Annotated in this window: 28 protein-coding genes, 2 tRNA genes and 1 riboswitch; of the genes, 15 read left to right on the top strand and 15 right to left on the bottom strand. The window is 62.1% G+C overall.

What is annotated here, in order from left to right; all coding sequences use genetic code 11:
* Positions 1 to 3: 3 nt before the first annotated feature.
* From mutM to radC, 4 genes are all read right to left on the bottom strand, one after another.
* On the bottom strand, positions 4 to 819 hold the full coding sequence (gene mutM, locus H6979_06925; protein ID MCP5139570.1) for a bifunctional DNA-formamidopyrimidine glycosylase/DNA-(apurinic or apyrimidinic site) lyase: 816 nt from the start codon (positions 817 to 819) through the stop codon (positions 4 to 6).
* Between the two features lie 31 nt (positions 820 to 850).
* Positions 851 to 1,018 carry a 50S ribosomal protein L33 gene (rpmG, locus tag H6979_06920; protein ID MCP5139569.1) on the bottom strand — a complete coding sequence of 56 codons (168 nt, stop codon included), beginning with the start codon at positions 1,016 to 1,018 and terminating at the stop codon, positions 851 to 853.
* Positions 1,019 to 1,029: 11 nt separating this feature from the next.
* Positions 1,030 to 1,266 carry a 50S ribosomal protein L28 gene (rpmB, locus tag H6979_06915; protein MCP5139568.1) on the bottom strand — a complete coding sequence of 79 codons (237 nt, stop codon included), beginning with the start codon at positions 1,264 to 1,266 and terminating at the stop codon, positions 1,030 to 1,032.
* A gap of 102 nt (positions 1,267 to 1,368) precedes the next feature.
* Entirely contained in the window at positions 1,369 to 2,049 is a 681-nt protein-coding gene (gene radC / locus H6979_06910) for a DNA repair protein RadC (protein MCP5139567.1), read from the bottom strand.
* Between the two features lie 141 nt (positions 2,050 to 2,190).
* Between radC and coaBC the strand changes: the two genes are divergently transcribed.
* A complete protein-coding gene (gene coaBC, locus H6979_06905; protein ID MCP5139566.1) occupies positions 2,191 to 3,441 on the top strand; it encodes a bifunctional phosphopantothenoylcysteine decarboxylase/phosphopantothenate--cysteine ligase CoaBC in 1,251 nt (416 codons plus the stop codon).
* A gap of 8 nt (positions 3,442 to 3,449) precedes the next feature.
* The gene (gene dut, locus H6979_06900) at positions 3,450 to 3,902 is read left to right on the top strand and encodes a dUTP diphosphatase (protein ID MCP5139565.1); all 453 of its coding nucleotides are present in this window, start codon (positions 3,450 to 3,452) and stop codon (positions 3,900 to 3,902) included.
* A 9-nt stretch (positions 3,903 to 3,911) separates the two neighbouring features.
* Here dut and H6979_06895 read toward each other — a convergent pair whose 3' ends face one another.
* On the bottom strand, positions 3,912 to 4,592 hold the full coding sequence (locus tag H6979_06895) for a DUF4124 domain-containing protein (protein ID MCP5139564.1): 681 nt from the start codon (positions 4,590 to 4,592) through the stop codon (positions 3,912 to 3,914).
* Positions 4,593 to 4,770: 178 nt separating this feature from the next.
* Complete coding sequence (pyrE, locus tag H6979_06890; GenBank protein ID MCP5139563.1) at positions 4,771 to 5,415, bottom strand: orotate phosphoribosyltransferase; 645 nt, start codon at positions 5,413 to 5,415, stop codon at positions 4,771 to 4,773.
* A gap of 48 nt (positions 5,416 to 5,463) precedes the next feature.
* Between pyrE and xth the strand changes: the two genes are divergently transcribed.
* The 4 genes from xth to H6979_06870 are packed head-to-tail and all read left to right on the top strand — an operon-like array spanning position 5,464 to position 8,616.
* Positions 5,464 to 6,234, top strand: a complete 771-nt coding sequence (gene xth, locus H6979_06885; protein MCP5139562.1) for an exodeoxyribonuclease III — start codon at positions 5,464 to 5,466, stop codon at positions 6,232 to 6,234.
* A gap of 52 nt (positions 6,235 to 6,286) precedes the next feature.
* A complete protein-coding gene (locus tag H6979_06880; GenBank protein MCP5139561.1) occupies positions 6,287 to 7,501 on the top strand; it encodes an MFS transporter in 1,215 nt (404 codons plus the stop codon).
* Between the two features lie 7 nt (positions 7,502 to 7,508).
* Positions 7,509 to 7,865 carry a Rieske 2Fe-2S domain-containing protein gene (locus H6979_06875; protein ID MCP5139560.1) on the top strand — a complete coding sequence of 119 codons (357 nt, stop codon included), beginning with the start codon at positions 7,509 to 7,511 and terminating at the stop codon, positions 7,863 to 7,865.
* 19 nt (positions 7,866 to 7,884) lie between these two features.
* On the top strand, positions 7,885 to 8,616 hold the full coding sequence (locus H6979_06870; GenBank protein ID MCP5139559.1) for a hypothetical protein: 732 nt from the start codon (positions 7,885 to 7,887) through the stop codon (positions 8,614 to 8,616).
* A 28-nt stretch (positions 8,617 to 8,644) separates the two neighbouring features.
* Here H6979_06870 and H6979_06865 read toward each other — a convergent pair whose 3' ends face one another.
* The 3 genes from H6979_06865 to H6979_06855 form a co-directional block, all read right to left on the bottom strand.
* Positions 8,645 to 8,944, bottom strand: coding sequence for a hypothetical protein (locus tag H6979_06865; protein MCP5139558.1), 300 nt, complete (start codon positions 8,942 to 8,944; stop codon positions 8,645 to 8,647).
* An 88-nt stretch (positions 8,945 to 9,032) separates the two neighbouring features.
* On the bottom strand, positions 9,033 to 9,743 hold the full coding sequence (trmB, locus tag H6979_06860) for a tRNA (guanosine(46)-N7)-methyltransferase TrmB (GenBank protein ID MCP5139557.1): 711 nt from the start codon (positions 9,741 to 9,743) through the stop codon (positions 9,033 to 9,035).
* A gap of 25 nt (positions 9,744 to 9,768) precedes the next feature.
* Positions 9,769 to 10,683, bottom strand: coding sequence for an NAD(P)H-binding protein (locus H6979_06855; protein ID MCP5139556.1), 915 nt, complete (start codon positions 10,681 to 10,683; stop codon positions 9,769 to 9,771).
* A 145-nt stretch (positions 10,684 to 10,828) separates the two neighbouring features.
* Between H6979_06855 and H6979_06850 the strand changes: the two genes are divergently transcribed.
* A tRNA-Gly gene (locus tag H6979_06850) sits at positions 10,829 to 10,902 on the top strand.
* 7 nt (positions 10,903 to 10,909) lie between these two features.
* Here H6979_06850 and H6979_06845 read toward each other — a convergent pair.
* Positions 10,910 to 12,283 carry a phenylacetate--CoA ligase family protein gene (locus H6979_06845; GenBank protein ID MCP5139555.1) on the bottom strand — a complete coding sequence of 458 codons (1,374 nt, stop codon included), beginning with the start codon at positions 12,281 to 12,283 and terminating at the stop codon, positions 10,910 to 10,912.
* Positions 12,284 to 12,333: 50 nt separating this feature from the next.
* Here H6979_06845 and H6979_06840 point away from each other — a divergent pair, with 50 nt between their 5' ends.
* Positions 12,334 to 12,822 (top strand): hypothetical protein, encoded by a 489-nt coding sequence (locus tag H6979_06840; GenBank protein ID MCP5139554.1) that lies wholly within the window; start codon positions 12,334 to 12,336, stop codon positions 12,820 to 12,822.
* A 57-nt stretch (positions 12,823 to 12,879) separates the two neighbouring features.
* Positions 12,880 to 13,269 carry a hypothetical protein gene (locus tag H6979_06835; protein MCP5139553.1) on the top strand — a complete coding sequence of 130 codons (390 nt, stop codon included), beginning with the start codon at positions 12,880 to 12,882 and terminating at the stop codon, positions 13,267 to 13,269.
* A gap of 17 nt (positions 13,270 to 13,286) precedes the next feature.
* Here H6979_06835 and H6979_06830 read toward each other — a convergent pair whose 3' ends face one another.
* The 4 genes from H6979_06830 to H6979_06815 form a co-directional block, all read right to left on the bottom strand.
* Positions 13,287 to 13,796 carry a response regulator gene (locus tag H6979_06830; protein MCP5139552.1) on the bottom strand — a complete coding sequence of 170 codons (510 nt, stop codon included), beginning with the start codon at positions 13,794 to 13,796 and terminating at the stop codon, positions 13,287 to 13,289.
* The gene (locus tag H6979_06825; GenBank protein MCP5139551.1) at positions 13,756 to 15,294 is read right to left on the bottom strand and encodes a PAS domain-containing protein; all 1,539 of its coding nucleotides are present in this window, start codon (positions 15,292 to 15,294) and stop codon (positions 13,756 to 13,758) included. Before H6979_06825 ends, H6979_06830 begins: the two co-directional genes overlap by 41 nt.
* A gap of 24 nt (positions 15,295 to 15,318) precedes the next feature.
* Positions 15,319 to 17,052: an EAL domain-containing protein gene (locus tag H6979_06820; protein ID MCP5139550.1), complete on the bottom strand. Its 1,734-nt coding sequence runs from the start codon at positions 17,050 to 17,052 to the stop codon at positions 15,319 to 15,321.
* Between the two features lie 178 nt (positions 17,053 to 17,230).
* Positions 17,231 to 19,090 (bottom strand): KUP/HAK/KT family potassium transporter, encoded by a 1,860-nt coding sequence (locus H6979_06815; GenBank protein MCP5139549.1) that lies wholly within the window; start codon positions 19,088 to 19,090, stop codon positions 17,231 to 17,233.
* Positions 19,091 to 19,221: 131 nt separating this feature from the next.
* On the opposite strand from H6979_06815, the gene mutY reads away from it, so the two are divergent.
* The 5 genes from mutY to H6979_06790 all read left to right on the top strand — a co-directional run bounded on the left by mutY (position 19,222) and on the right by H6979_06790 (position 21,945).
* A complete protein-coding gene (gene mutY, locus H6979_06810; protein ID MCP5139548.1) occupies positions 19,222 to 20,277 on the top strand; it encodes an A/G-specific adenine glycosylase in 1,056 nt (351 codons plus the stop codon).
* A 46-nt stretch (positions 20,278 to 20,323) separates the two neighbouring features.
* Entirely contained in the window at positions 20,324 to 20,590 is a 267-nt protein-coding gene (locus H6979_06805) for an oxidative damage protection protein (protein ID MCP5139547.1), read from the top strand.
* A gap of 106 nt (positions 20,591 to 20,696) precedes the next feature.
* A tRNA-Phe gene (locus H6979_06800) sits at positions 20,697 to 20,772 on the top strand.
* Positions 20,773 to 20,791: 19 nt separating this feature from the next.
* Positions 20,792 to 20,895, top strand: a riboswitch (SAM riboswitch).
* 391 nt (positions 20,896 to 21,286) lie between these two features.
* Positions 21,287 to 21,484, top strand: coding sequence for a hypothetical protein (locus H6979_06795; protein MCP5139546.1), 198 nt, complete (start codon positions 21,287 to 21,289; stop codon positions 21,482 to 21,484).
* Between the two features lie 95 nt (positions 21,485 to 21,579).
* Complete coding sequence (locus H6979_06790) at positions 21,580 to 21,945, top strand: hypothetical protein (protein ID MCP5139545.1); 366 nt, start codon at positions 21,580 to 21,582, stop codon at positions 21,943 to 21,945.
* 29 nt (positions 21,946 to 21,974) lie between these two features.
* Here H6979_06790 and H6979_06785 read toward each other — a convergent pair whose 3' ends face one another.
* Complete coding sequence (locus tag H6979_06785) at positions 21,975 to 23,435, bottom strand: hypothetical protein (GenBank protein MCP5139544.1); 1,461 nt, start codon at positions 23,433 to 23,435, stop codon at positions 21,975 to 21,977.
* A 122-nt stretch (positions 23,436 to 23,557) separates the two neighbouring features.
* Between H6979_06785 and H6979_06780 the strand changes: the two genes are divergently transcribed.
* Positions 23,558 to 24,397, top strand: a complete 840-nt coding sequence (locus H6979_06780) for a hypothetical protein (GenBank protein MCP5139543.1) — start codon at positions 23,558 to 23,560, stop codon at positions 24,395 to 24,397.
* The last annotated feature ends 542 nt before the right edge of the window (positions 24,398 to 24,939 follow it).

The raw sequence follows: 24,939 nt of genomic DNA, 5'->3' as shown, positions 1-24,939 counted from the left end.
GCCTCAGCGCTGGCAGCGTGGACAGTAGTAACTCGATCGCTGGGCCAGTACCAGCTGCTTCAAAGGTGTCCTGCAGACCACGCAGGGCCGGCCGGCGCGACCATAGGCGCGCAGATCCTGCGTGAAGTAGCCAGGCTGCCCGTCGCCCTGCTGGAAATCGCGCAGCGTCGTGCCGCCGGCCCGGATCGCATCCGACAGCACGTCCCGGATCGCCGTGACGAGCAGCCCCAGACGTTTTTCGGCGAGGCGCCCGGCTGCGCGGGCCGGATGAATCCCGGCGCGGAACAGCGCCTCGCTGGCGTAGATGTTGCCGACGCCAACCACGATCTGTGCATTCATGATATGCGGCTTGATGGCGATCTTGCGTCGCTGGCAATGCGCGCGCAGCCAGGCCGTATCGAATCCGGCACCGAGCGGTTCGGGACCCAGCGACGCGAGCAGGGGGTGACGAGCCGGATCCGCTTCAGTCCAGAGCAACGCGCCGAAGCGGCGTGGATCATTGAAGCGGATGACGGTGCCGGCCGCAGTGACCAGGTCGAAGTGGTCATGCCGGCCCGGGGGTGGCGGATCGTGCAGCACGCGCAGACTGCCGGACATGCCCAGATGCAGTAGCGCAGTGCCGCGGTCAGTACAGAGGAGCAGGTACTTGGCGCGTCGCTGCACGGCCAGCACTTCGGCGCCGGCAAGACGTTCGGACAGGACATCGGGAATGGGCCAGCGCAATGCGCGAACCCTGGTCACCAGGCGCGCGATGCGCTGGCCTTCGAGCCAGGGCGCGATACCGCGCCGGGTGGTTTCTACCTCGGGTAATTCGGGCATGAGGCTGCCCGCAGGGTAGCGATTTCAGCCGTTACTTGATCTTGGCTTCTTTGTAGGCCACGTGCTTGCGGACAACCGGATCGTACTTGCTGGTTTCCAGCTTTTCCGGATGCGTGCGCTTGTTCTTCGTGGTGGTGTAGTAGTGGCCGGTATCCGCAGTGGACACCAGTTTGATCTTGTCGCGAATTGATTTGGCCATGGCTGCTTACCTCAGACCTGCTCGCCCTTGGCGCGCAGCTGCTCCAGAACTGTTTCAATGCCGAGCTTGTCGATCGTGCGCAGGCCGTTGTTCGAAACGCGCAGGCTGATGAAACGCTTTTCGCCTTCCAGCCAGAAACGATGGGTATGCAGGTTGGGCAGGAACCGGCGTCGCTTCTTGTTGTTGGCGTGGGACACGGTATTCCCGTAGACCGGGCGCTTTCCGGTTACCTGACAGACGCGGGACATGGCAAACCTCTATTAAGTCAACGGCTTGGTAGAGCCGCCGTACGGCGGAAGGGCACGCTTTATACCAGCGGGACAGGTCCCGTGGCAAGGGCGGGGTGCAGTTCAGAGCATGCCCCGGCTGGCCAGCGACACGCAGCTGCCGTCCCCGATCACGAGGTGATCGAGCAGCCGCACGTCGATCAGCTCGAGTGCATCGCGGACGCGGCGGGTGATCAGCCGGTCCGCATCGCTGGGTTCCGGGATCCCCGAGGGGTGATTGTGGGCGAGGATCACGGCTGCGGCATTGCGGTGCAGGGCCTGGCGGACCACCTCACGCGGATAGACCGTGGTGTTGTCGATCGTGCCGCGAAAGAGTTCCTCGAAGGCCAGTACCCGGTGGCGGTTATCCAGAAAGATGCAGCAAAACACCTCGTAGCTGCGGTCGCGCAGGCGGGCGAGCAGGAAATCCTGGCTGTCGGTCGGGGCGGCGATTGCCCGGCCGGGCGCCAGCTTTTCGCCCATATAGCGGCAACAGCACTCACGCGCGGCGGTCAGGACTGCAGACTTGCCGGGCCCCACGCCGTGCAGGGCCTCCAGTTCGCTGGCCCGCGCGTTGAGCACACCGCGCATGCCGCCAAACTGCGTGAGCAACTGGCGGGCCAGGTCGAGTGCCGACACACCGGCCGTACCGCGGCCCAGCATGACGGCCAGCAGCTCGGCATCGGAAAGGTGAGCAGGTCCCGCATGCGCCAGGCGTTCGCGTGGCCGTTCCAGTACCGGCCAGTCTTTTATGGAGTGGTGCATGAACGGCCATTTTCGGGCTTGTCTCAGGTCTGACCAAGCGCCGAAACTGATGGTCTGATCGACAAAACGCCGCGACAACTGCCGCTTTACGGTAATCTTTGGCGCCTGTCCTCCCGCGTCAGGCGGACCCGTTTGGGCCATTTGCAAAAAAAACGCATTCTGCTGGGCATCACAGGCGGTATCGCTGCCTACAAGAGCCCCGATATCGTGCGGCGTCTGCAGGACGCCGGCGCCGAAGTGCGGGTGGTAATGACCGCAAGCGCGGCACGCCTGATCACGCCGACGGTTTTTCAGGCAGTCTCCGCTCATCCGGTCCGCGTCGATCTCTGGGATGCGGAGGCCGAAGCGGCGATGGGACATATAGAGCTCGCGCGCTGGGCTGACTACGTGCTCGTTGCTCCCGCAACGGCCCATTTCATGTCGCAGCTTGCGGCCGGCGCCGCCGGCAATCTGCTGAGTACCCTGTGTCTGGCAACCGAGGCGCCGATTCTGCTCGCGCCGGCCATGAACCAGGTGATGTGGCGTCATCCCGCCACCCAGGCCAACCGGGCCACCCTCGAGTCGCGCGGCGTGCGCTGCATAGGCCCTGCCGTCGGCAGCCAGGCCTGCGGCGATGTTGGTCCCGGCCGGATGGTGGAGCCGGCGGAACTCGTCGAGGCATGCGTCGCGGCGGTGGCGCAGCACGAGGGGCGAACCGCAGTCAGCGGCCTGCTCGCCGGACTGCGGGTACTCGTCACGGCTGGCCCGACGCGCGAACCGATCGACCCGGTGCGTTTCATCAGCAACCGGAGTTCCGGAAAGATGGGCTTTGCGGTCGCACAGGCGGCTGTCGAAGCGGGCGCAGATGTGACGCTGATCGCGGGGCCCGTGAACCTGCCCGCGCCGCGCGGCGTGCGGCGCACCGACGTGGAGACAGCGGGGCAGATGTGCGCTGCGGCGCTCGACTGTGTCGCCGGTGCGGATATCTATATCGGTGCGGCGGCGATTTCCGACTATCGTCCCGAGGCTGCGCCGCAGAAGATCAAGAAGCGCAGCGACCGTCTGGTGCTGGAAATGGGCAAGTCGCAGGATCTGCTCGCGACGATCGCCGCCTTGCCGAAGCCGCCATTCACCGTCGGCTTTGCCGCCGAGACCGAACGGCTCGAGGAATATGCCCGGCAAAAACTCGAGGGCAAGCGCCTCGACATGATCGTCGCCAACCTGGTCGGTGCGTACCTCGGCTTCGATGAAGACGACAACAGCGCGCTGGTGCTGTGGCGCGATGGCCGCGAAGAGCTGTCGCGCATGTCCAAGTCCGAGCTGGCGCGGCAGATCATCCGGATCGTCGCCGCCCGGTACACGGCATCACGGGCCGGCAGCGTGACGCCGTTGCGCCGCCCGGCCGGCAACTGAGACTTTCCATGCAAATCAGACTGCGCATACTCGATCCGCGGCTGGGCCGTGACTTCCCACTGCCTGACTACGCAACCGCAGGTTCCGCCGGCGTCGATTTACGTGCCTGTGTGGATGCGCCGCTGCAGGTGGCGCCCGGCCAGACTGTCCTGGTACCGACCGGCATGGCCATGCACATAGCCGATCCGAAGCTCGCTGCGGTGATCCTGCCGCGCTCCGGACTGGGCCACAAGCACGGTATCGTGCTCGGCAATCTGGTTGGCCTGATCGACTCGGATTACCAGGGCCAGATCATGGTTTCCTGCTGGAACCGCAGCAGCGAAGCTTTTGAAATCGAACCCGGCGCCCGCCTGGCACAGATGGTTTTCGTGCCTGTCGTGCAGGTGCAGTTCGACGTGGTGGATGAGTTCAGCGCATCGTCGCGCGGCGCCGGCGGCTTTGGCCACACCGGCCGGCAGTAGCCGCTCTGCCTAGAGTCCCTTGAGTTCCTTGAAGCGGGCGATCGCCGCATCGAACTCGCTGATCAGGCGCGTTTGCCGTGTGCGCGTATCCAGCAGGGTTTTCTCATACAGAGAGATCGAGTCGAGCGTGTCTGACAATTCCTGGGCCAGTGCGGCGTCGATCGGTTCGGCCTCGGGCTCCTGGCTGTAGGGTTTGAAGGCGCTCGCCTCCTTCTGCAGTTTCTCCAGCTTCTCGCGCAGGGTCTGCAGGTAGTTTTCGGTCAGCGAGATCTGTCCCTGCATGAGGTCCACGCGCCGGTTCCGCAGCGCCTCGATTTCGTCCACCGAGAGATAGGTGCTGAGCAGAACGGCATCGCGCTCGGCGGCCGCACGCGCGGCCTCGCGTTCGTCACTGGCGCGTTTCGCGGCTTCTATTTCAGCCTGCGACATCGCGCCCTGCTCGGCCTTGATGGGCACACCGTACTGATTGAGGATCTGCCGGTCGGCCGGCGCCTGTTCCGGCGGGATCTGGTCGCTGTAGTGAACGACGCCATTGTCATCGACCCAGCGATAGACTTTGGTGCTGCTCGTGTTGCTGCTTGACGTGGTCTTTTTCCTGGCCGCCTCTGCCGGCCCCGGCAAGGCCGAGAGCAGAATCAGGATGCCGGCCATGAACAGGCTTGCCAGTCGCACGGCGTCACGACCGCGCATATGCGCGGCTGCCTGGCCGCCGAAAGCAAAGCCTCGAGCCTGCATGTCTGATCCCACTGCCCCGAACCCACCGGTCTGGCCCGATGCAAGGCCATCCCGAGCCAGATTATCCTGTCAGACACCGAGCAAAAACAGTGACCTGCTGCGCAGCTTCACCGCTGATGCAAAGCGTCAGGCTTCAGCTTACCCCGTACCGCTCCCGGTAGTCCTGAATCAGCGGCAGGAACTGGCTGTGTACGCTGCTGCCTTCGAGGTGTTCCACCAGATCGTCGAGCCGGATGATGCTGGTCACCGGGATGCCGTAGTTCTTTTCGACTTCCTGGGTCGCTGACAGTTCGCCGCTGCCGCGTTCCTGCCGGTCCAGCGCGAGTACCACGCCGGCCGGTGTGCCGCCGGCCTGTTGCAGCAGGGTGATGGTTTCGCGGATTGCCGTGCCCGCGGTGATCACATCGTCGAGTATCAGTACGCGGCCATGGACCGGCGCACCGACGATCGCACCGCCCTCACCGTGATCCTTGATCTCTTTGCGGTTGAAACAGAATGGCGCGTCCACCCCGTAGTGTTCGGCCAGAGCGGCGGCGGCCAGCGATACCAGCGGAATGCCCTTGTAGGCCGGGCCGAACAGCATGTCGAAGGCGATATCGGCGGCATCCACGGCCGCCGCATAACTGCGACCCAGTTTTGCAGCGGCGTAGCCGGTGTTGAACAGCCCCGAGTTGAAGAAGTACGGACTGATGCGTCCGGACTTGAGTTTGAACTGGCCGAATTTCAGCACCCCGACCTCTACGGCGAGTTCGATGAACTGTTGCTGATAAGCGTGCATGACTCTCTACCGCTGGGCCTTTCCCTTTTGCGGTATCGTACACCGCCAATGCGCATCGTTACCCTCAACGTCAACGGCATCCGCTCAGCTGCGCGCAAGGGCCTGTTCGACTGGCTCCCGCAGCAGGGCGCTGATGTGATCTGCCTGCAGGAAGTCCGCGCGCAGCCCGGGCAGATTGCGGATGAGCTCTATCATCCCTCCGGCTTTCATTGCTATTACGAATCGGCCAGGCGCAAGGGCTATAGCGGCGTGGCGCTCTACGCCCGGCGCAAGCCGGACGAGTTGCTGCGTGGATTCGGTTCGGCCGAGTTCGATGCCGAAGGGCGCTATCTCGAGGCCCGTTTCGGTGACCTCAGCGTCATCTCGGTCTATCTGCCCTCAGGTTCGGCGAGCCCCGAACGCCAGGAGGCAAAATTCCGCTTTCTGGATGAGTTCGGCCACCACCTCGACCGGCTCCGGCAGGATGGTCGCGACTATCTGCTCTGCGGTGACTGGAACATCGCCCATCAGCCGATCGATCTGCGCAACTGGCGCGCCAACCAGAAGAACTCCGGCTTCCTGCCCGAAGAGCGGGCCTGGCTCGACGAGCTGTTTGGTCCGCGCGGTTTCATCGATTGCTTCCGGCAGGTCAATGCGGAGCCGGACCAGTACACCTGGTGGTCCAACCGTGGCCAGGCCTGGGCGAAGAACGTCGGTTGGCGCATCGACTACCAGATCGGCAGCGCCGGCCTCAGCGGCACGGCGCGCAGCGCTGAAATCTACAGGGACGAACGTTTCTCAGACCACGCACCGCTGTCGATGGACTATGCACTCGGCTGAAAAAACGCCAAGCTCGGTGTTGGGCATTTATACCCAGCCGCGCGTGCTGGCCATGCTCGTGCTCGGCTTCTCGTCGGGGCTGCCCTTTCCGCTGGTGTTCACCACGCTCACCGCCTGGCTCACTACCACCGGTGTCAGCAAGAGCCAGATCGGCATGTTTGCCTGGGCCGGCATCGCCTATTCGGTGAAATTCGCCTGGGCGCCGCTGGTCGACCGGCTGGGCATCCCCGGTCTGACGGCCTGGTTTGGCCGGCGCCGCAGCTGGATGCTCCTGAGCCAGTGCGGTGTCATCGCGGTGCTGTTGCTGATGTCTGTTACCGACCCGGCTGCCCGGCTCACGCAGGTCGCCCTGCTGACAGTGGTGCTGGCAGTCTGCTCCGCGACGCAGGACATCGCGGTCGATGCCTGGCGCATCGAAGCGGTGGCCGAGCGCCTGCAGGGGGCGATGGCGGCTGCCTACCAGGTTGGCTATCGCACAGCCGTGCTGGTCGCCGGCGCCGGCGCGCTGTATATCGCCGACCTCGGCTCCTGGGGTCTCGCCTATCAGGTCATGGCGGCCCTGATGTTGCCAGGCGTGCTCACTGCCTTGCTGGTCGCCGAACCGGCCGTGGCGATCGGCGTGGCCGGTGCGAACTCGCTCACCGACTGGTTCAGCACGGCGGTAGTCGGGCCGTTCAGGGAATTCTTCCAGCGCGTCGGCGGCTTCGGTTTCGTGCTGCTGTTGTTCATCGGCAGTTACCGGATCAGCGACATGGTGCTCGGCGTAATGGCCAATCCCTTCTACATCGACACCGGTTTCAGCCTGTCCGAGATCGCGACCGTAACCAAGGTTTTCGGTTTTGGCATCACGCTGGTCGGCGCCGCGCTTGGCGGGGTTGCGGTGGCACGCTACGGAGCTGCGCGTCCGCTCGTTGTGGGTGCGATACTGCTGGCGGCCTCGAACCTGGTGTTCATCGGCCTGGCGCAGGCGGGCCCGGATCTCGGCTGGCTGATCGCCGCGATCTGCGCAGACAATCTGGCCGCCGGTTTTGTCGGTACCATCTTCATCGCTTACCTGTCGAGCCTGACCAACGTGGCCTATACCGCGACCCAGTACGCATTGTTCACTTCGCTGATGTCGCTGCCGGGGCGGTTGCTCAGTGGCTTCTCGGGCCAGGTCGTGGAGATGTCGGGCTGGGTGAATTTCTTCATCTATACGACTGCAGCGGGCATTCCGGCGGTTCTGCTTGCCATGGTTGTCGTGCGGCGCCAGCGGAAATCGGGATGAGTGCAGCATGACCGGGCTTCATGTCGTGCGCGTTTGCAGCCTCGATGCGCTGGGTGATCCCGGCGCCCGTGAGTTCTTTTCCGGTGAGGGCGACTGGCCGTTCCGGGGCTTTGTGGTGCAGATCGGCGGCCAGCTGCGTGCCTATACCAACGTCTGCCCGCACAAACGCCATCCCCTGAACATGGATGACGATGACTTCCTGATACCAAAACTCCGCCTGCTGCGCTGTGCCTCACATGGCGCGCTGTTCGAGCCGGAGAGCGGCCTGTGCATCCATGGCCCCTGTGCGGGGCACTCCCTCAACAGTCTGGAGTGCTGGGCAGAGGGCGGATATGTGCTGGTGCGCGCACCGGCTTCAGCCTGATTCAATGGAGACCATTACGATGAAAGAATTGTGGGCGTCGATGCTCGTGACTGCAGTGGCGGCTTGCCTCACCGGCTGCGCGGCGAGTGGTCCCGCTGCATCGGCTGCTGATACGGGGCTGCTCGGCGCAAGCCCGGCGGAGTTCTGTGCCGAGGCACAACGTATCGTCAGCCGCACCGACAAGCTGGGTGAGTTCGTGGTGCATCCCGATTTTGACGGCTTCGTCAAATCCAAGACCAACATCGATCCGCTCACCCTGCACGTTTATGTCTGGCCCGCGGCGGATGATCCGGACCGGGCTGTCGCGATCTCCTGCAAGATGAAGAGTGCTGATCACCTGAACGCAGCCTTCGGTCCGGGCACTGCCGGGCCTGACGGGCTTTGCCAGGACATGAACCGGGAAACGCTGCGCCAGGTACGCGCCTCATTGCCCGACGCTGCCGACCGGCAGGTCGTGCTCGACCCGGGCGAGAACGTTTTCAATGAAAAGCAGCCGGCTGCGACCGGACCAGACTGGCTCGCGCCGTTCCAGCTCACGACAGAGGATGAATCCGGCGCGTTGACGATTCACAGCAAGGGCTTTCGGGTGGACTGGCTCGATCCGCGTTTTGCACGCTTCGATGCGCGTGTCCGCGGTGTTCATTACTGTCATCTGATTGCGCCCGCCTATCTGCGCGATTTGCTGGCGGGGCGGGCGGCAGCAGGCGTTACGATCGGGCGCGAATGGTCGTCGCCGCCGTCACGCCAGTAGAAGCGTGCCCTGTACGGCGTTCGTCCGGCTAACTGCCTTCGTAGTCGTCGACAAAATCGAGTGGATCGCTGAATTCGCGATGCGGCTCCTCGCCGGGCGGCAGGTCGGCCTCGTCCACGTCCATCGAGCCGGACCAGTCTTCCGGTGGATCGATCGCTTCTGCTGCGAGTTCCAGCCAGGCCGCGAGCTCGATTTCCTCGAGCGTGCCGTCGAAATGCTGGAGTTCGATGGTGCGATCACCCTCATCGACGGCAACGATCTCGAAGGTGCTGCCGTCGACGCGCCGAAACCAATCGCCTACCTCGGGGAATCCAATGCCGGTGGTCATTTTCCCGGTATCCGCTTGTTGACTGCAAAGAAGGTCCTTGCCACGGGATTTATATAGCGCAATTGGCGCCGATTGGGTACACCCGGGTTTAATCCATGCGGTGCGGATAGATCCGTTCCCAGATGGGATGGCCCAGCCGCTGGCCCCGCGCTTCGAAGCGGGTCAGCGGGCGCGAACTGCCGCTGGCCGGATCGACGCCCTCGCCAAAGTCGCCGCTCGCCGCCAGCACCGCAGCGATATGTTCGGCATAGGGTGGCCAGTCCGTCGCGACATGGAAGTAGCCGTCCGCGGCCAGCTTGCGTGAAAGCAGCGCCACAAACGGCGCTTGCACCAGCCGTCGCTTGTGGTGGCGCTTCTTGTGCCAGGGATCGGGAAAGAACAGGTGCAGCCCGGCAAGGCTTGCGTCGGGCAATCTGTCGCGCAGCACCCCGACGGCATCTTCCATTAACAGCCGGACATTGCCGAGCCCGAGACGCTCGATCTCCAGAAGGCAATGGCCGATGCCCGGCGCATGGACCTCGGCGCCCAGATAATCGCGGCCGGGGTCATGCGCGGCCATGCTGAGCAGCGCAGCACCGTTGCCGATGCCGATCTCGAGTATGCGCGGTGCCTTGCGGCCGAACAGGGCATCGAGATCCAGCGGTCCGGTATCGCGCTTCGCAGCGGGAATGCCAAAACGTGGCCAGAGTTCGGCAAGCGCGCGTTGCTGCGCGCTCGTCAGCCGCCCCGCGCGCAGCACGTAGCTGCGGATCTCCCGATGTCGGGATTCCGGGTTCGCAGCCAAGTCATCGCTGTCCATGGTTGCCAGACCGGGACCCCGGCAGCTACGTCTGCGCGTTCCTGTTCGTGTCAATCAGGTATTGCCTGAGCGTGGCAGAGCCATAGCCCGGGGCGCGCATGTCGTTGACCATGTAGTAATGCACAACGTTGAGGAATCCTGAAAAGACCGCGACCCGCCTGATGAACAGCCCGATAAACCAGCTGATACGGACCAGTGCCTTGAACACCCAGTCCGGGATGCTGATGATCCGCGGTTCCCTGCCCAGTGCCTCGAAGGTCATCAGGAGCGCCTCCCTGTAAGTAACGATGTTGTCGGGAACCTCCGGCCCGCCCAGGATGAAGATCCGGTTCCTGCGTTCGTTGTCGCCAATGCTGCTCACCATGAACTCGGCCAGGTCCTCTTTCGCGATGGGATTGTGGCGGGACTGATCACCTGTGCCCACCACGAAACCCGGGTGCCCCCGTGCGATCCGCCTGGTTTGCGAGTCGAATACCCAGAAGTACGCGGTGGGCCTGACGATCGTGTAGTCGATGCCCGATCGCATCAGGGCGTCTTCCATTTTCAGCTTGGCAAGCTGCAGCGGCAGTTCCGGCTTCCTCACGCAGATTGCCGACAGGAGAATGAACTTGCCCGTGCCGCTCTTCTGCGCGGCATTGAGGACATTGAGCGTTGCCTTGTAGTCGATGTCGTCGAAGTCCCTGGGCAAGCCCGATCGGGTGGCCAGGCATGAAATGACCACATCAACCTTTCGCTCAAACAGTTTCGCGATCGATGCAGGGTCGGCTACATCGGCCACGACGACTTCCGCGCCGTCAAATGCGCTGTCTTTTTTCGGGGACCGGGTTACCGCAATGACGTCGTAACCTTGCCGCACCGATTCCGCAACGACGGCCCTGCCGATGTAACCTGTCGCGCCGACGATCAGCACTGTTTGCGCGCTTTTGTTGTCGTGATTCATGTCGATTAAAGCTGCCTTGGATCCGGTCCTACACTATATGTTCGATCCGGCTCCAATCCATCCGGATCGTTCCCGGAAACCATTCCACGGCCGGCAGTATTGGGTTCGGCAAGGGTGGCAGGTACACTGTTCGAGGCCTGACCAGGCGGGTGTAGTTCAATGGTAGAACTGCAGCTTCCCAAGCTGCTAACGTGGGTTCGATTCCCATCACCCGCTCCACTCATGCTCAGTTCTGCACTTCAGGCAGCAGCGAAAGGAATTCCTCGAATTTGCCACCGGCGCCGCGCGGGATTTCGCTGACCGGCACCACCACCACCTTGTAGGGATGGCCGAGCGCCGCAATGGTGCTCTTTACCGCGTCGAGCCGTTCCTGTTCCCTGAGCGGCCGCGACAGCACGGCGCGCATCTCGATGGTGTCGATGGCGGTCTGCACGTACTGCACCTGTTTGATCGGTGTCACCGTGCGCATTCTGTTCAGTCTGGTTGGCCAGTAGCGTTGCCCGTCCGGTGAAAGTGCGGCATTGCGCGTGCGGCCAAGGATCTGGCTGACGACCGGCAGTCCACGGCCGCAGGGGCAGGGCTCGCCGACCGTGGCGTAGTCGCCGAGGTCATAGCGCAGCAGGGGCGTCGCCAGATTGTGCAGGGAGGTCACGACCACGCGCCCGGACTCCCCGGGCACGCAGGGTTGTCCCTGATCATTGATGATCTCCACCAGCAGCGATTCGGACTGCACATGCAGCGCGCCGTGTTCAAGACAGCGGAAGGCGATGTAACCGACCTCGTTCGCCGAGTAGATATCGGTACTCTTGACCTGCCACTCTTCAGCCAGGCGCGCTTCAAGCGCCTTGTCCAGCGGCTCGGAGATAAAGCGGATCTCGCGCAGGGATTGCGGGCGGTCGCCGGTCTCCGCCATGTAGTCCATGAGCCAGGGCATGATGCTTGGATAGGTCAGCAGGTAGTGCGGATCGAAGTCCTTGAGCCACATGGCCAGTTCAGCGACGGGCCGCCCGATGTGTATCGCCGACGAGGGCCCGGTCGGGAACATGTGCGCAACCGGCGCGCCCCAGTTGGGCTGGATCTGGTCAATCGCATCTCGTGATTCCTTGCGCGATCGGATGATTCCGAGCCGCTTGCTGAAGTCGCGCTGCGACCAGAGATGTTCGCGGAGGGTGAGCGCCTCCCAGAGTCGGTGGGTGGTGGCGGTGGTGCGGAGTTCCACCGAGATGCCGGTGGAGCCCGACGTCCTGATCGAGCCGAAAGGCAACTGGGCAGAGGGCACGGACCGCGCATAGAGCTTCGCGCCGAGCGCACGCAGTTCCGGCTTGGCAAGCGTCGGTATTTCCCGCCAGATGTCCCAGAACTGCCCGGGGTTCCGGGCGAGCCGGGTGGCAAACTGCGCCGGCCATTTTTCCCGCTGATAGCAGGGAACCTTTGCGGCTGCCCAGCCCACCAGCCAGGCGAGCTGTGCCTGCTGTGCCGCGCGCAGATCCGCCGCCGGCCACCACTGCGACACCTTGAGCCCGCCGAGCAGGGCGCGCAGGCTGGTCTTGTCGCCGGCCGGAAATGATGGCCAGCCAGGAGCGGGATTGGTCTTCGCCATCGTCTAGACTGTCTCCTGTTAATGCAAAGCCATCCAGCGTTTCAGCCGCGATGATGACAGTAGCGGAAATCGGCGTCGATCTGCTTGCCCGGCTGTTTGCCGGAAGCGGACTCGGCGTGGTTCTGGTCGCGGCCGGTGCACCGATCCCCGGCAGCTACTGGGGCGAGTCGGAAGCCGGCCTGATCCGGCATCGACTGTTCGTCCGGCTGGATACGCCTTTGCACTCCGCACTGCATGAGGCCGCGCACTACCTGTGCATGGATCCGCAGCGCCGGGAGGTGCTGGATCGTGATGCTGGCGGCGACTATGCCGAGGAAGATGCGGTGTGTTACCTGCAGGTGCTGCTGATCGACCGGATCGCTGCCTTGACTGATTCCAGTCGTTTCAACCGGCTGCGGCTCTTCGCCGATATGGATGCCTGGGGTTATACCTTCCGGCTTGGCTCGGCGCAGCGGTGGTTCGAGACCGATGCCGATGAGGCGCGGTCATGGCTTGAGCAGCGCGGGATGCTGGCCCCGGATGCTCGTGCAGCATCCTGAGTTGCGCGCCGGGCTGCGCTTGGCCAGAATCTTTACTCCGGGACAGGGAGATCAGTCATGAGCAATCGTTTCCAGTTTGGACGCTTCAGCCGGACGGGCGTGCTGACCGCGGCCCTGTCATTGGGGGCCTGGTTCGCGGCCGGGCCGGTACTTGCCGAGGACGCGGGCGATGCTGCACAACGGCCGGTCTTCGACGCAGAGATCTGCAAGGTCGATGGTCTCGATGCCCGGCAGTGCCAATGTGTCTGGGACTTTCTCAAGCGCAAGCTTCCGGCCGCCGATCTCAAGCTCGGACTGCTGCTGGTCGCCTCCAATTCAGATGACAGCGCGACGGCAAAGAAGGCCGACGATCAGCTCGACAAGAGCAATGCATCCGACAAGCGCCGCGACGAGATCTCTTCGGAGATGAGCGCGCTCATCATCGAAGGCGAAGACGCCTGTCCGTAGGCAGTGCCGGTCCTGCTTCAGAGCATGCCGCGGCTGTCTGCACTGACCACGGCGCCCGCCCTGACCGGTCTGGCTGGCGCGCCGCCAGAGGACTTGCACGGAAATTCCATCACCCGCCAGTAGTTGTCCACCAGTTCGACGGCTTTGACGAAGCTCTGGCCGATGTCCGACTTCAGCATGTAACCGGCAACATTGAGGTTGAAGGCCTCGATCTTGTCCTCCTCGTCGTTCGAGGTGGTCAGCATGAACACGATCGAGTCATGGAGTTCGGCATCTTCACGGATCCGCTCGAGCAGCTCGAGTCCGTTCATGCGCGGCATGTTGATGTCCAGAATCAGCAGGTTTGGCCGCGCCAGCGGCGGCTTGCCGTTGAGACCCTTCAGTATCTCCCATGCTTCCAGGCCATCCTTGGCGACGGTGACCGGGTTCCTGATGCGCAACCTGGCGAAGGCGCGCAGAAAGGCCTTCTGGTCGATCTGATCGTCTTCAGCCAGCAAGATATTGACGGTTCGTTCCGGATCGCTCATCGCTCACCTCATTGCTGATTGCGCCGGGTACCTGTCCGGGCAGTTTTTTCCATGTGAATTTGAATACGGTGCCGCTGCCGCCAGGCCCGCCGTGAAACCAGATACGGCCGCCCTGCAACTCCACGATTCGCTTCACGATCGCGAGTCCCATGCCGCTGCCTTCCATTTCGTCTCGCGGCTGCAGGGTCTGGAACATCTCGAATATTTTTTCGGAATATTCCTGCGGTATGCCTGCGCCGTCGTCCTCGACGGCAAACAGCAGTTCGTCGTCCTTGTCCTGTGCATAGACCCGGACATGACCCTGTTTCGTCGGGTGGTGCTTGATCGCGTTGTTGATCAGGTTGCGCAGCACCTGCTCCAGCGGCGCCTGATGGGCGCGGATAAGCGGCAGGGAAGTGCTGGCCTCCATGCGCATCGTGGCCGGCGGTGCGAGCAGCGTGAACAGGTCGGTGGCCAGCAGCCGGGTGTCCACCTCGGTGATCTCACCCGGCTTCCGGCCGGCGCGCGAGTAGGCCATCAGATCGTCGAGCAAGCGGTGCAGACGTGTGGTGCGTTGTTTCAGCAGGCCGAGGTTCTGCTGGACTTCGCCGCCCTCAAAGCTGCTCAGATCCTCCCGCAGCCAGTCGACCAGGATGTCGATGGCCCGCAGGGGTGCTTTCAGATCATGTGAGGCGACATAGGCAAACTGTTCAAGATCCTTGTTGGAGCGCTCGAGTTCCTCGGACTTGCTCTCCAGCGCACGCTCTATCGCCCGTCGATCCGTGATGTCCATCGCCAGCGAAAGGATGCCGACGATATCGCCCGCCGCATTGTGGTCCGGCTGATAGGTCACGGCATAAAAGCGCTGCTCACCACTGGCCATGGTGCGCGTCTCTTCGTACTGGATGATTTCGCCAGCCAGGCAGCGGTCGTAAAGTGGTTGGCGTTTCAGCCAGGTTTCAGCACTGATTACCGCGGTAATCGCTTCGTTCAGATGCCGGGTTCGCGAGTAGCCGTACCACTGGTCATACTCGCTGCTCAGAAAGCGGATGATGTAGTTGCGGTCCACGTAGGCAAACAGGCCCGGCACCCCGTCGGCCAGATGCTGCATGCGCGCCTGGGTGGCTTGCAGTTCCGCCTCCAGGGCATGGCGTGCCGTGACATCCACACAGACGCCCAGAAGCCGCCGGCTTGATCCGTGGACATTGCCGCGTCCACTGACAAGGTGCACCGAACCGTCGCGGTGGACCACGCGGTAATCGCAGGCAAAGCTGCCGGTCTGCATGCTCTCGGCCGCCGCCGCCCAGTAGCGTGGTACGTCGTCGGGGTGAATTCGCGACAGCATGACATCCGGTGACAGGGGGATTCCGGGATCGAGGTCAAACAGCTTCCGGCAGGTGTCATCGACCAGGAAAGCGTCGGTTTCCGGATCAAAGGAGTAGAGGCCAATGCCGCTGGCCGTCAGGGTGGCCTGCAGCGCAGGGCTGATATCAGTGGCAGCAGCGGTCAGTGAGTGCATGCTGGCTTGTCCGCTGCGTTGCTGTCAGTGACCGTTCGCCGCGGCGAGGGCGCGCCGGGTTGCGGTGGAGTCCACGCCGTTATCGAGCTCGGCCAGCAGCGGTTCGATGAGCGCCTTCTCCATCGGCACGCCGAACAGATAGCCCTGCACGATATGACAACCGTGCTCGAGCAGGAAATTGAGCTGCTCGGTGGTCTCCACGCCTTCTGCGACCGTTTCCAGTCGCAGGCTGCGTGCCAGCGAGATGATCGCGTCGATGATGCTCTCGCCGTCCTGGCTGACGCCGATCTCCATGATGAATGAGCGGTCTATTTTCAGCACGTCGATCGGGAAGCGCCGCAGATAACTCAGGCAGGAGTAACCGGTGCCAAAATCGTCGATGGAGATGCGCAGCCCGATCCGCTTGAGGCGCAGCAGCTCCATCTGTGCGGCCTCGCTGTCTTCCATGACCAGTCCTTCGGTCAGCTCGATCTCGATGAGCCCCGGGTCGATGTCATGGGTGGCGAGTATCTGCGCCACGCGCTTGTGGAAGTCCGGCTGCTGGAACTGCCGTGCCGAGACGTTCACCGATACCGGCACGCGTGGCAGCTCCATCTGCTCCCAGATCTTCAGCGTCTGGCAGACCTGCTCGAGAATCCAGTAACCCAGCGGGATGATGTGTCCGCTTTCTTCGGCCACCGGAATGAAGGTGCCGGGGCTGACCTTGCCGCGCGTCGGGCTGGTCCAGCGCAACAGCGCCTCGAGCCCCTGCAGGCGGCGGGTGTTCGCATTCACCTTGGGCTGATACACGACGTGAAATTCTTCGAGCCGCAATGCTTCGCGGATATCCCGTTCAAGCTCGTGATACTCGATCAGCTCGGCGTGCATGCGCTCGGTGAAGAAAGTGACGTTGTTGCGGCCGTTCTCCTTGGCCTGGTACATGGCGATGTCCGCGTTCTTCAGCATCATCTGCGTATCGGCGCTGTCGTTCGGGTACATCGTGATGCCGATGCTGGTGGTGATGTCGAGCTGCCGGTCAACGATGTGGTAGGGCTGCGAGATCAGTTCAAGCAGACTGTTCGCCATGGTCTCGACTTCCAGCGGCCCCTGCAGTCCCTCCAGCAGCACCGCGAACTCGTCGCCGCCGAGCCGGGCCACCACATCGCCGGTGCGTACCGAGCGCCGAATGCGGCTCGCCACTTCCTTCAGCAGGCAGTCGCCGGCATCGTGGCCCAGCGTGTCGTTCACCACCTTGAACTCGTCCAGATCGAGAAACAGCAAGCCCACCTTGCGGCCGTCGCGGCGCGCTCTCGCCGTGGCGCGGGTCAGCTGGTCGTTGAAGAACTGGCGGTTCGGAATGCCGGTCAGGGCATCGAACTGCGCCATGTAGTTGAGTCGCAACTCCGAGCGCTTGCGCTCGATCGCATAGCGCACCGAGCGCAGGATGGTGCGTCCCTGGCCTTCCCATTTGACGAGATAGTCCTGGGCGCCCTTGTTGAGAATGTTGACGGCAAATTCCTCGTCGTCCTGGCCGCTCAGCACGACGATGGGGATCTCGTTGTCGACTGCCTGGATGGCGTCTATGCATTCCAGGCCGGAAGCATCCGGCAGATGCAGATCGAGGAGCACGATATCGAACTTCTCGCTGGCCAGACGCTCGGTTGCGCCGCCCAGAGACTGCACGTTGACCATCTCCACGTCACTGGCGCGCTGACGCCGCAACGATGCGGCGAGAAATTCAACGTCAGCCGGATTGTCTTCAACCAACAGAAGCTTCATTGCTGCATGATTGGCCCGCGTAGCCGGGCATGCCCGGCCGGCCAGTTCGTCCCCACGGATAGATGTGGGGTTAGCCTAAGGCCCGACTATGACAAGTCGATGAGACCGGGGTCACATCCGCGGGCCGGATGGGCTGCGCGAGCGCACAGTTCAGGCCGATTTGTGCCAATGAACGGATCTATATTTCGATCACGGTACTGACGATCACCACGCGCCGCAGTGGCATGCCGAAGAACTCGGCAGCGCCTGTCGAGCGACGCTGCAGCCAGGCAAACAGCTCCCGCTGCCAGAGCCGGGCACGTCGCCGGCGGATCGGGACCACGACGTGTTGACCGAGGAACAGCGTGTAGTCGCGGGAAGCGATGCGCAGACCCTGACGCACGCATTGCTGGATGACGGCGGCCACATCCGGGGTTTCCATGAAGCCGAAACGCGCCTGAACCGTGTAGATCGAGTCGTGCAACCGTTCGATGGTCAGGCGTGTTGCAGCATCGGCTTTCGGCACCCGGAGAAAGTTGAGGTGCAGGAACACCACGTTCTCGTGCACCACATGGTTGTGCTCGATGTTGCGCAGGAACGCGCCGGGTATGGAGTCAGGGCGGCTGGCAAGAAAAATCGCGGTGCCGCTGACCTGCCGGGTGCCGGTCAACAGGCCTTCCAGCTCTCCTGTCCTGACGACGGCGGCATCGAGTTTGCGGCTCAATTGTTCCCGGCCGTCGTGCCAGGCCACGAACACCAGGAACAGCAGTGCCGCCATGAGTACCGGTACCCATGCGCCGTCGTCAATCTTGGTCAGGTTGCCGAATACAAACGTGGTGTCGATGACAAGGAAGCTGCCGAAGGCCACGGCGAGCAGGGGCCATGACCATTTCCATTCGATCCGCGCCAGCACGGCGGCAAGTACCGTGGTAATCCACATCGTGCCCGCGACGGCTGCCCCGTATGCCGCCGACAGCGCGCCAGAACTGCCAAAGCCGAGCATCACGCTGATGACCAGAACCAGCATTACCCAGTTGGCAACCGGCACGTAGATCTGGCCGCGTTCCTGTTCTGAAGTCTGGACAATCCGCACACGTGGCATGAGATCGAGTTGTACCGCCTGCTTGGTGATGGAGAACGCACCGGTAATCGTTGCCTGGGAGGCAATGATGGTGGCAGCCGTGGCAAGGATGATCAGGGCCGCAAGCAGCGGTTCCGGTGCGAGCCGGAAGAACGGGCTGTCCAGCGAGCCGACGTCACGCAGCGCGAGTGCGCCCTGGCCGAAATAGTTCAGCACCAGCGCAGGCCAGACAAATCCGAACCAGGTCACCCGCACCGCCGATCGCCCGAAATGCCCCATGTCGGCATACAGGGCCTCGCCGCCGGTCACGGTGAGAAAGACCGCGCCGATGATCGCCATGCCAATCCCCGTTTCATGTGACAGCAGTGCGAGTGCGAACATCGGGTTCAGAGCCAGCAGGATCTGCGGTGTATGGGCGATGGAAATCACGCCGAGCACGCCCAGTGCGCCGAACCACAACAGCATGACGGGACCGAAGTAGCGACTGATGCTGGCAGTGCCGTTGCGCTGGAGCAGGAACAGCCCGAGCAGAATGCCGCAGGCCAGTGGCAGGATGGCCCCTGAAAAGCCGGGGTCCAGCAGTTCCAGGCCTTCAACCGCGCTGAGCACCGAGATCGCGGGCGTGATGACGGCATCGCAATAAAAGAGCGCTGCACCGAGCGCACCGGCCAGCAGCAGCTTCCGCGACCAGTAACTCCAGCGGAAGAAATGCTGTTCGAGCCTGGCCAGCAGCGCGAGAATGCCGCCTTCGCCTTCATTGTCTGCCCGTACCACGACGACGAGGTACTTGAGGCTGACGACCAGCACCAGGCTCCAGAAAATCAGCGACAGCGAGCCGAATATCGCCAGCCCGACGGGCGCCGGGCGGGAGGCCTTTATCGCTGCACCGAAGGCGTAGAGGGGGCTGGTGCCGATGTCTCCATAGACAACCCCGATGGCGCCAATGATGGCCGGAGCTTTGAGGCGGGATGGCGACATCGGTCAATGTGATCGTGCAGCCCCCCGGGGGGCGACGGTGGCGGAGTCTGCGCCGCCCGCTGGTGGCGGGCAAGTCCCCGGCCGGCTGCAATCGCTCACTCCCGGCAGGCAACTTGTTAGGCTCTGCCGTCATGAAAGCCGACTTCGCTGAAAAGCTGGCTCCCTTGCTCCTCGCCTGGTGGGACCGGCACGGCCGCAGGGATCTGCCCTGGCAGCAAGAGCCCACGCCCTACCGCGTCTGGGTGTCGGAAATCATGCTCCAGCAGACCCAGGTCGCGACCGTCGCGCGTTACTACGACATCTTCATGGCCGCCTTCCCCGATGTGCGGGCGCTGGCCGATGCACCGGCCGATGCAGTGCTGCATCGCTGGTCGGGTCTGGGCTACTACGCTCGCGCGCGGAATCTGCATCGCGCCGCGCAACAGGTCCGCGACCAGCATGAGGGCGTGGTGCCGGCGGATTTCGATGCCTTGTCGGCGCTGCCCGGTATCGGCCGCTCGACGGCTGCCGCGATCCTTGCGCTGTCTGCCGGCCGGCGCCACGCGATCCTCGACGGCAACGTCAAGCGCGTGCTCGCCCGCGTGTTCCGCATCGAGGGGCCGCCATCTGAATCAGCCGTGCAGCGTGAACTCTGGGCGCTGGCCGAGCGCTGCACGCCCGCGCAGCGCGTCGCGCACTACACCCAGGCGATCATGGATCTCGGCGCATCGGTCTGCGCGCGGCGCAAACCGGCCTGCCAACAGTGTCCCTTGCGCGAAGGCTGTCGCGCATATGCGGAAGGGCTCACCGGACAACTGCCGGCGCGCAAGCCGGCCAGGGCGCGACCGCTGCGCAACTGCGTGCTGCTCTTGTGCGCCCGTGCCGATGGCGCGGTACTGCTCGAACGGCGGGCCGATACCGGCATCTGGGGCGGACTCTGGGGCCTGCCCGAAATCAGCTCGGTCGATGCGGCGGGCGAGTGGTGCAGCGCGCAGTTTGGTGCCGCGCCCGATGCGACGCATGTGCGCAAGGTCTTTCGCCACGGCTTCACGCACTTCGACCTCGACATCACGCCGGTCGAATGTCGCCTCGGCAGCGTGCCGCTGCGCGCGATGGAGAGCGACCGGTGGCTCTGGTATAACAAGAGCGCGCCGGCACAGGTTGGTCTTGCCGCGCCGGTTTCGAAGTTGCTCAACGCTCTCCCGTAGGAGCGGCTTCAGCCGCGATCCCACCTAAACAACAGAAGGCCCCCAAATGCCCCGCCAGGTCAATTGCGTACTATTGAAAATCGAAACCGATGGTCTCGACTACGTTCCCTATCCCGGCGAGCTCGGCAAGCGCGTCTACGAGAATGTCTCCAAACAGGCCTGGCAGCAGTGGCTCGCCCACCAGACCATGCTCATCAACGAATACCGCCTCACGCCCTTCGAGCCCAAGGCCCGCAAGTTCCTCGAAGCGGAAATGGAGAAGTTCTTCTTTGGCGGCGGCGCAGCCCCGCCGCCCGACTTCAAGCCCAAATAGGGTTTTTTGCAGCCGGCACCGGGATTCCTTGACGGCAAGCCCGGCCGACCGCGTAAAATGCCCCCGCCTCCCGCAGGCGCGGCTTCAGCCGCGATCCCGCCCAGATGGCCAGGTAGCTCAGTTGGTAGAGCAGCGGACTGAAAATCCGCGTGTCGGTGGTTCAATTCCGCCCCTGGCCACCATCCATTAGCGATATAATGTTTTCAGCATCAAGAGTGGGCCACGAGGCCCCGCCAACCTGCCAACCCAGGCAAGGTGGACACCCGAAAGGGGATGCGGCTGACACAGCAACCAAGTGGGCCCTGTCTCTACCGCCTCCCCGATCCGGACCTTGTTCCTGCTCCGATGCTGACCGGTGCCGCCAGTCTTGCTGCTGGCGGTGCCGCCCAGGAGTCACTCAGGAGCGCAGGCCATGTCAGATCCCAAGCCGCCGACCCCGGATTCGTCCGATACCCGTTCAGAGCCCCTGAATGGCACTCCCGATCTCAAGCCGGGCAACCCACCAACGTCGCTGGTGATCCGGGAGGTCACCGAGACGGGCAGAAGCGTGACTATCCTCGGCGTGAGGATGCCGGCCAGGAACGCTCCGTAATTGGGCCCCTTTGCAGAGGGCAGTCGGCCGCATTGGGCGATGTCGCGCACAAGGCGCGCTTCGATTCATTTTTTTGGACGGAATACATACAGGAGGTGATAGCGATGTCAGAACGGAAATCAAAGGCCTTAGTGCCGGAGATCTCGGCACCTGAAGGTGACGTTGGTGCTCACGCAGACCATGATGCCAATAAGCCAACGCCGATGAGTCCAGAGGCGTTCAACGCTCTTGCAGATGCCCTGTTCGAGGCCATGTTGAAGAACCTGAACTACAACGTAAAGAATGGGGTGGATACGCCGTAGGCGCCGTTGGGCCAACTCGGCGTTTGCCTTGCGGCTTTCGGGCCATCGGCCTGCCTAACCTCGATGTTGGAGATCTCAGGGCAAGGCCAGACCTAATGGCTGAGATGCAGAAGGTCATAGACGCTGAGAACAGCGATCTGTTCGACGTGCTGGCGTATGTGGCCTTCACCATGCCCCCCATCACCCGGGAAGTCCGGGCCAGTGCTGCCCGTAACCGCGTCCATGACCAGTTTGACTATCGGCAGCAGCAGTTCATCGAGTTCGTCCTGGGCCAGTATGTCAAGCAGGGTGTCGGTGAGTTAGATCAGGAGAAGCTCTCACCGCTGCTCAAGCTGAAGTACCGCGACGCCATACAGGACGCTGTAAGTGACTTGGGGCCAGCCGAGGAAATCAGAGCGGTCTTCGTCGGCTTTCAGAAGTACCTGTACCTAGGTGAACCTGCACCGAGGCAATCCACTTAGCGCCGAAACTACCAATCGCGGGCGCTTCTCTAGTGTACGTTTGACGCAGAGACCTTATTATTTGCATCCGCGTCGATAACGACAATGTTCGGATCGCCAGTGAGGCGGAGGTCGTTGAGGATACGAGATACCTTCAATATCTCTCCCTCCGAAAAGCACATGATTACCTTTATACCTCTGCTTCTCGGATTCGCCGCTTGGTAGATCTCAACTTGATTTTCTAAATTCCTCTTCAGTTTTGAATTGCTTGCAAGCTTGAACTCAACGACCGTACTGTCCCTTGAGCCGCGAGAAATCTTAAAGTCGACCGGTCCACGCCCGTTGTTGACCTCGCTGTCTGCTGCAAAATCGCTCGCGTACCAAGTGAGCTTGAACATGATCTGAAGGTCTGCTTCACGCTTTACCGGCTTCCCATTGACATAGAAGACTCGATAGCCATCGTTGTTCTCGATCACTTGCTTTAGAAACATCACGCGATCATAGGCGTTCTGATAGGATTTGTCTGGGCGCTCATAGAACTGAGTTAGAGCGGCTAGTTGCTGCGAAAACCGGCCAACCTGCTCGATGAAGATCTGCTCGGTTTCGAATACTCGTTCTTCACTAAGTGTCTGCGCTTCCTCGCCGTGCTCCTCCTTGTAACGGATGAAGTAGTCGATCAGTGTTGGGTATTGCCTGATCGTAGCGATGATAGCCTCGCCTTCCTCCTTCTTATTGGCATCCCTGGGTAGCATTCGGAGGAAGTAGTCATTTATCTGCGCTCGAAGTTCCTCGTTCGGGATGCTGCTCGCAATATCTCTAAAGTTGCCGATCAGATCATGCTTGTTGATCCACGCGTCATCTTTGGTGAGGATTTCTTTGGGCGTTAGCAGGACGAAATCACCGTCAATGTACGGCAGAGCAAAGTTCTCGGTCATCCAACTCCGGGTTTCGTAGTTGAATGAGACATGCCGTACGGGAACCCGCCGAAGGCGATCCGGGTCGATGTGTGTTTGTGCGAACTGTTGGGTGTAGCGACAAAGAAAGCCCTTCACGAGGTTTGTCGTGAAGTCGCTGATATTGTCCCTTCCGACGTTGTCTTTAATCAGGCACAGCTTTTCAAGGTGGCTGCCGCGAGTGACGCGTTCAGTGCCGAAATCTCGGAAAAGGGAGTTGAGATTCTCATTTAGCGCCGCCGCGAAGTGAGCCCCAAGACCTGACCCTCTATTCCCGACCTTGCTATAGCCGAGCCAGTTCTGCTTGACCTCTGGGAACCTGTACCAACTGCTAAGGAGTCCATTGTTGACGTACCCACTGTTGGAGATGTCGCGCAGGAATCGGATATACCCAATAATCTCGTCGTGAAGCGACCGGTACTCGGCTTTCTCGCTGTTGAAGAGCAGGAAGGGATCAATGAATACGGGCAGGTCGTTGATCAGCGAAATGTTAAACGCGCCGTACTGGTCCAGCACTACTGGATCGACGTCAAAGAAGTCTGAGAAGTAGATTTTCATGCGCAGCGCCGCTTCGGTCCTCGACGGAAGTGCTGACGCGCAGCATACTGCGCTAGATAGTCGGCAGGCGACACGTACAAAGAAAACATGGAAGGCAGGCCCAACTTGCCTATGGGGGAGCGTTGTTCAACCTCTTAATGTTTAGCGTTGATTGGCCTTCGGGTAGGGTCAACGTTCCGATGGGGCGGATGTTTGAGTACACCGAAGCCCAAATTACGGCCCAGTACCGCGAGGGTGGAAACCCTCTGCTAGAAAGCCTTACTTCGTTTCCGTGTCTGTTTTGCGTGGAAGGCATAACGGATGAAGTTGCCTATATCGGCCAGATCAACCGAGCGCGCATCGTCGGCGGGGAGGTGGCGTTGGAACTTAGCTTCGACACCGACGTGCCCCCGCTCCAAAATAGCATGATCTACACGAACCGGGCCGAATTACACATGCCCAACGACTTTGAATTTTCGCGGAATCACTGGGCAGTTAAGGACGTGGACCTTTATCGCTTTCTACTCCGTAACGTGCGCCCACGCAGACAACGCCCGAGCGTGTTCCAGATTACCGAGCACGAAAACATCGAACGCGCCCTAGCGTCGGCAATGATGCCATTTGACGCCGGGTTTAACGCGACCTATGACGCCATCAGGCAAGCCGCTGAAAACGCGGGCCTGCGGTGCAGACGCGCTGACGACATTTGGGAAAACGCAGCGATCATTCAGGATGTGGTCGCCTTGATCGACCGATCTCGCATCGTGGTGTGCGATTGCTCGGGTCGAAATCCCAATGTGTTTTACGAAGCCGGTATTGCTCACACGCTCGGGCGCGAAGTGATCCTCATCACGCAGAACGACCAGGATATTCCGTTTGACCTGCGTCACCTCCGCTACATCCGCTATCTTGATAATGCCGAAGGACGCGCAGCGCTGACACAGCAATTGCAGGCAAGGATGCAGACGTTGCTTGGGAACTAAAAGGCCGGGCGCTGTTCACGCCCGGCTTGTATGTCTTCAGTCTTGCACAGCTTGTTGGGGTCGATGGCGTAGTCCTTGGCTAGCGCGATGACTTCTTTGCGATTGACGTGCTCGTGGCCAGCAACGTCGTACCGTTGCCGGCTAGTAGCTGGCTCCAGGCCACTGCCGCCGGACTGCTAATCTGCAGGCGGGGATTGAAGACGTCTTTGGTGCGAGCCAAAACGTGACATCGTGGGCGGGAGCCGCTTCTTTGTAAGCTTGCTAGTGGGTCGACTCCGGCTTCTACGAGACGGCCACAACCCGACGTAGGACCTCGTTGAATAGTTGCGCGAGTTTTGCGTGGATCAGTCCTGCCTAGTCCTGCGTCGTGGGGCAAATCTGCAACGGACGCCCCGACCAACTCATTGATGCTATTACTGTTTCCACTTGCAGCCAGCGACTGAAAATCCGCGTGTCGGTGGTTCAATTCCGCCCCTGACCATCCCCAAAGCCCAACGGACCATGTCGATGAAACGCCCAAACGTCGACATGTGCCTCCAAAT

This window comes from Chromatiales bacterium (genome assembly GCA_024234935.1).
GTDB lineage: Bacteria > Pseudomonadota > Gammaproteobacteria > Steroidobacterales.
Note: the sequence above shows the minus strand (reverse complement) of the source record. Positions and strands in the feature narration are given on the sequence as shown.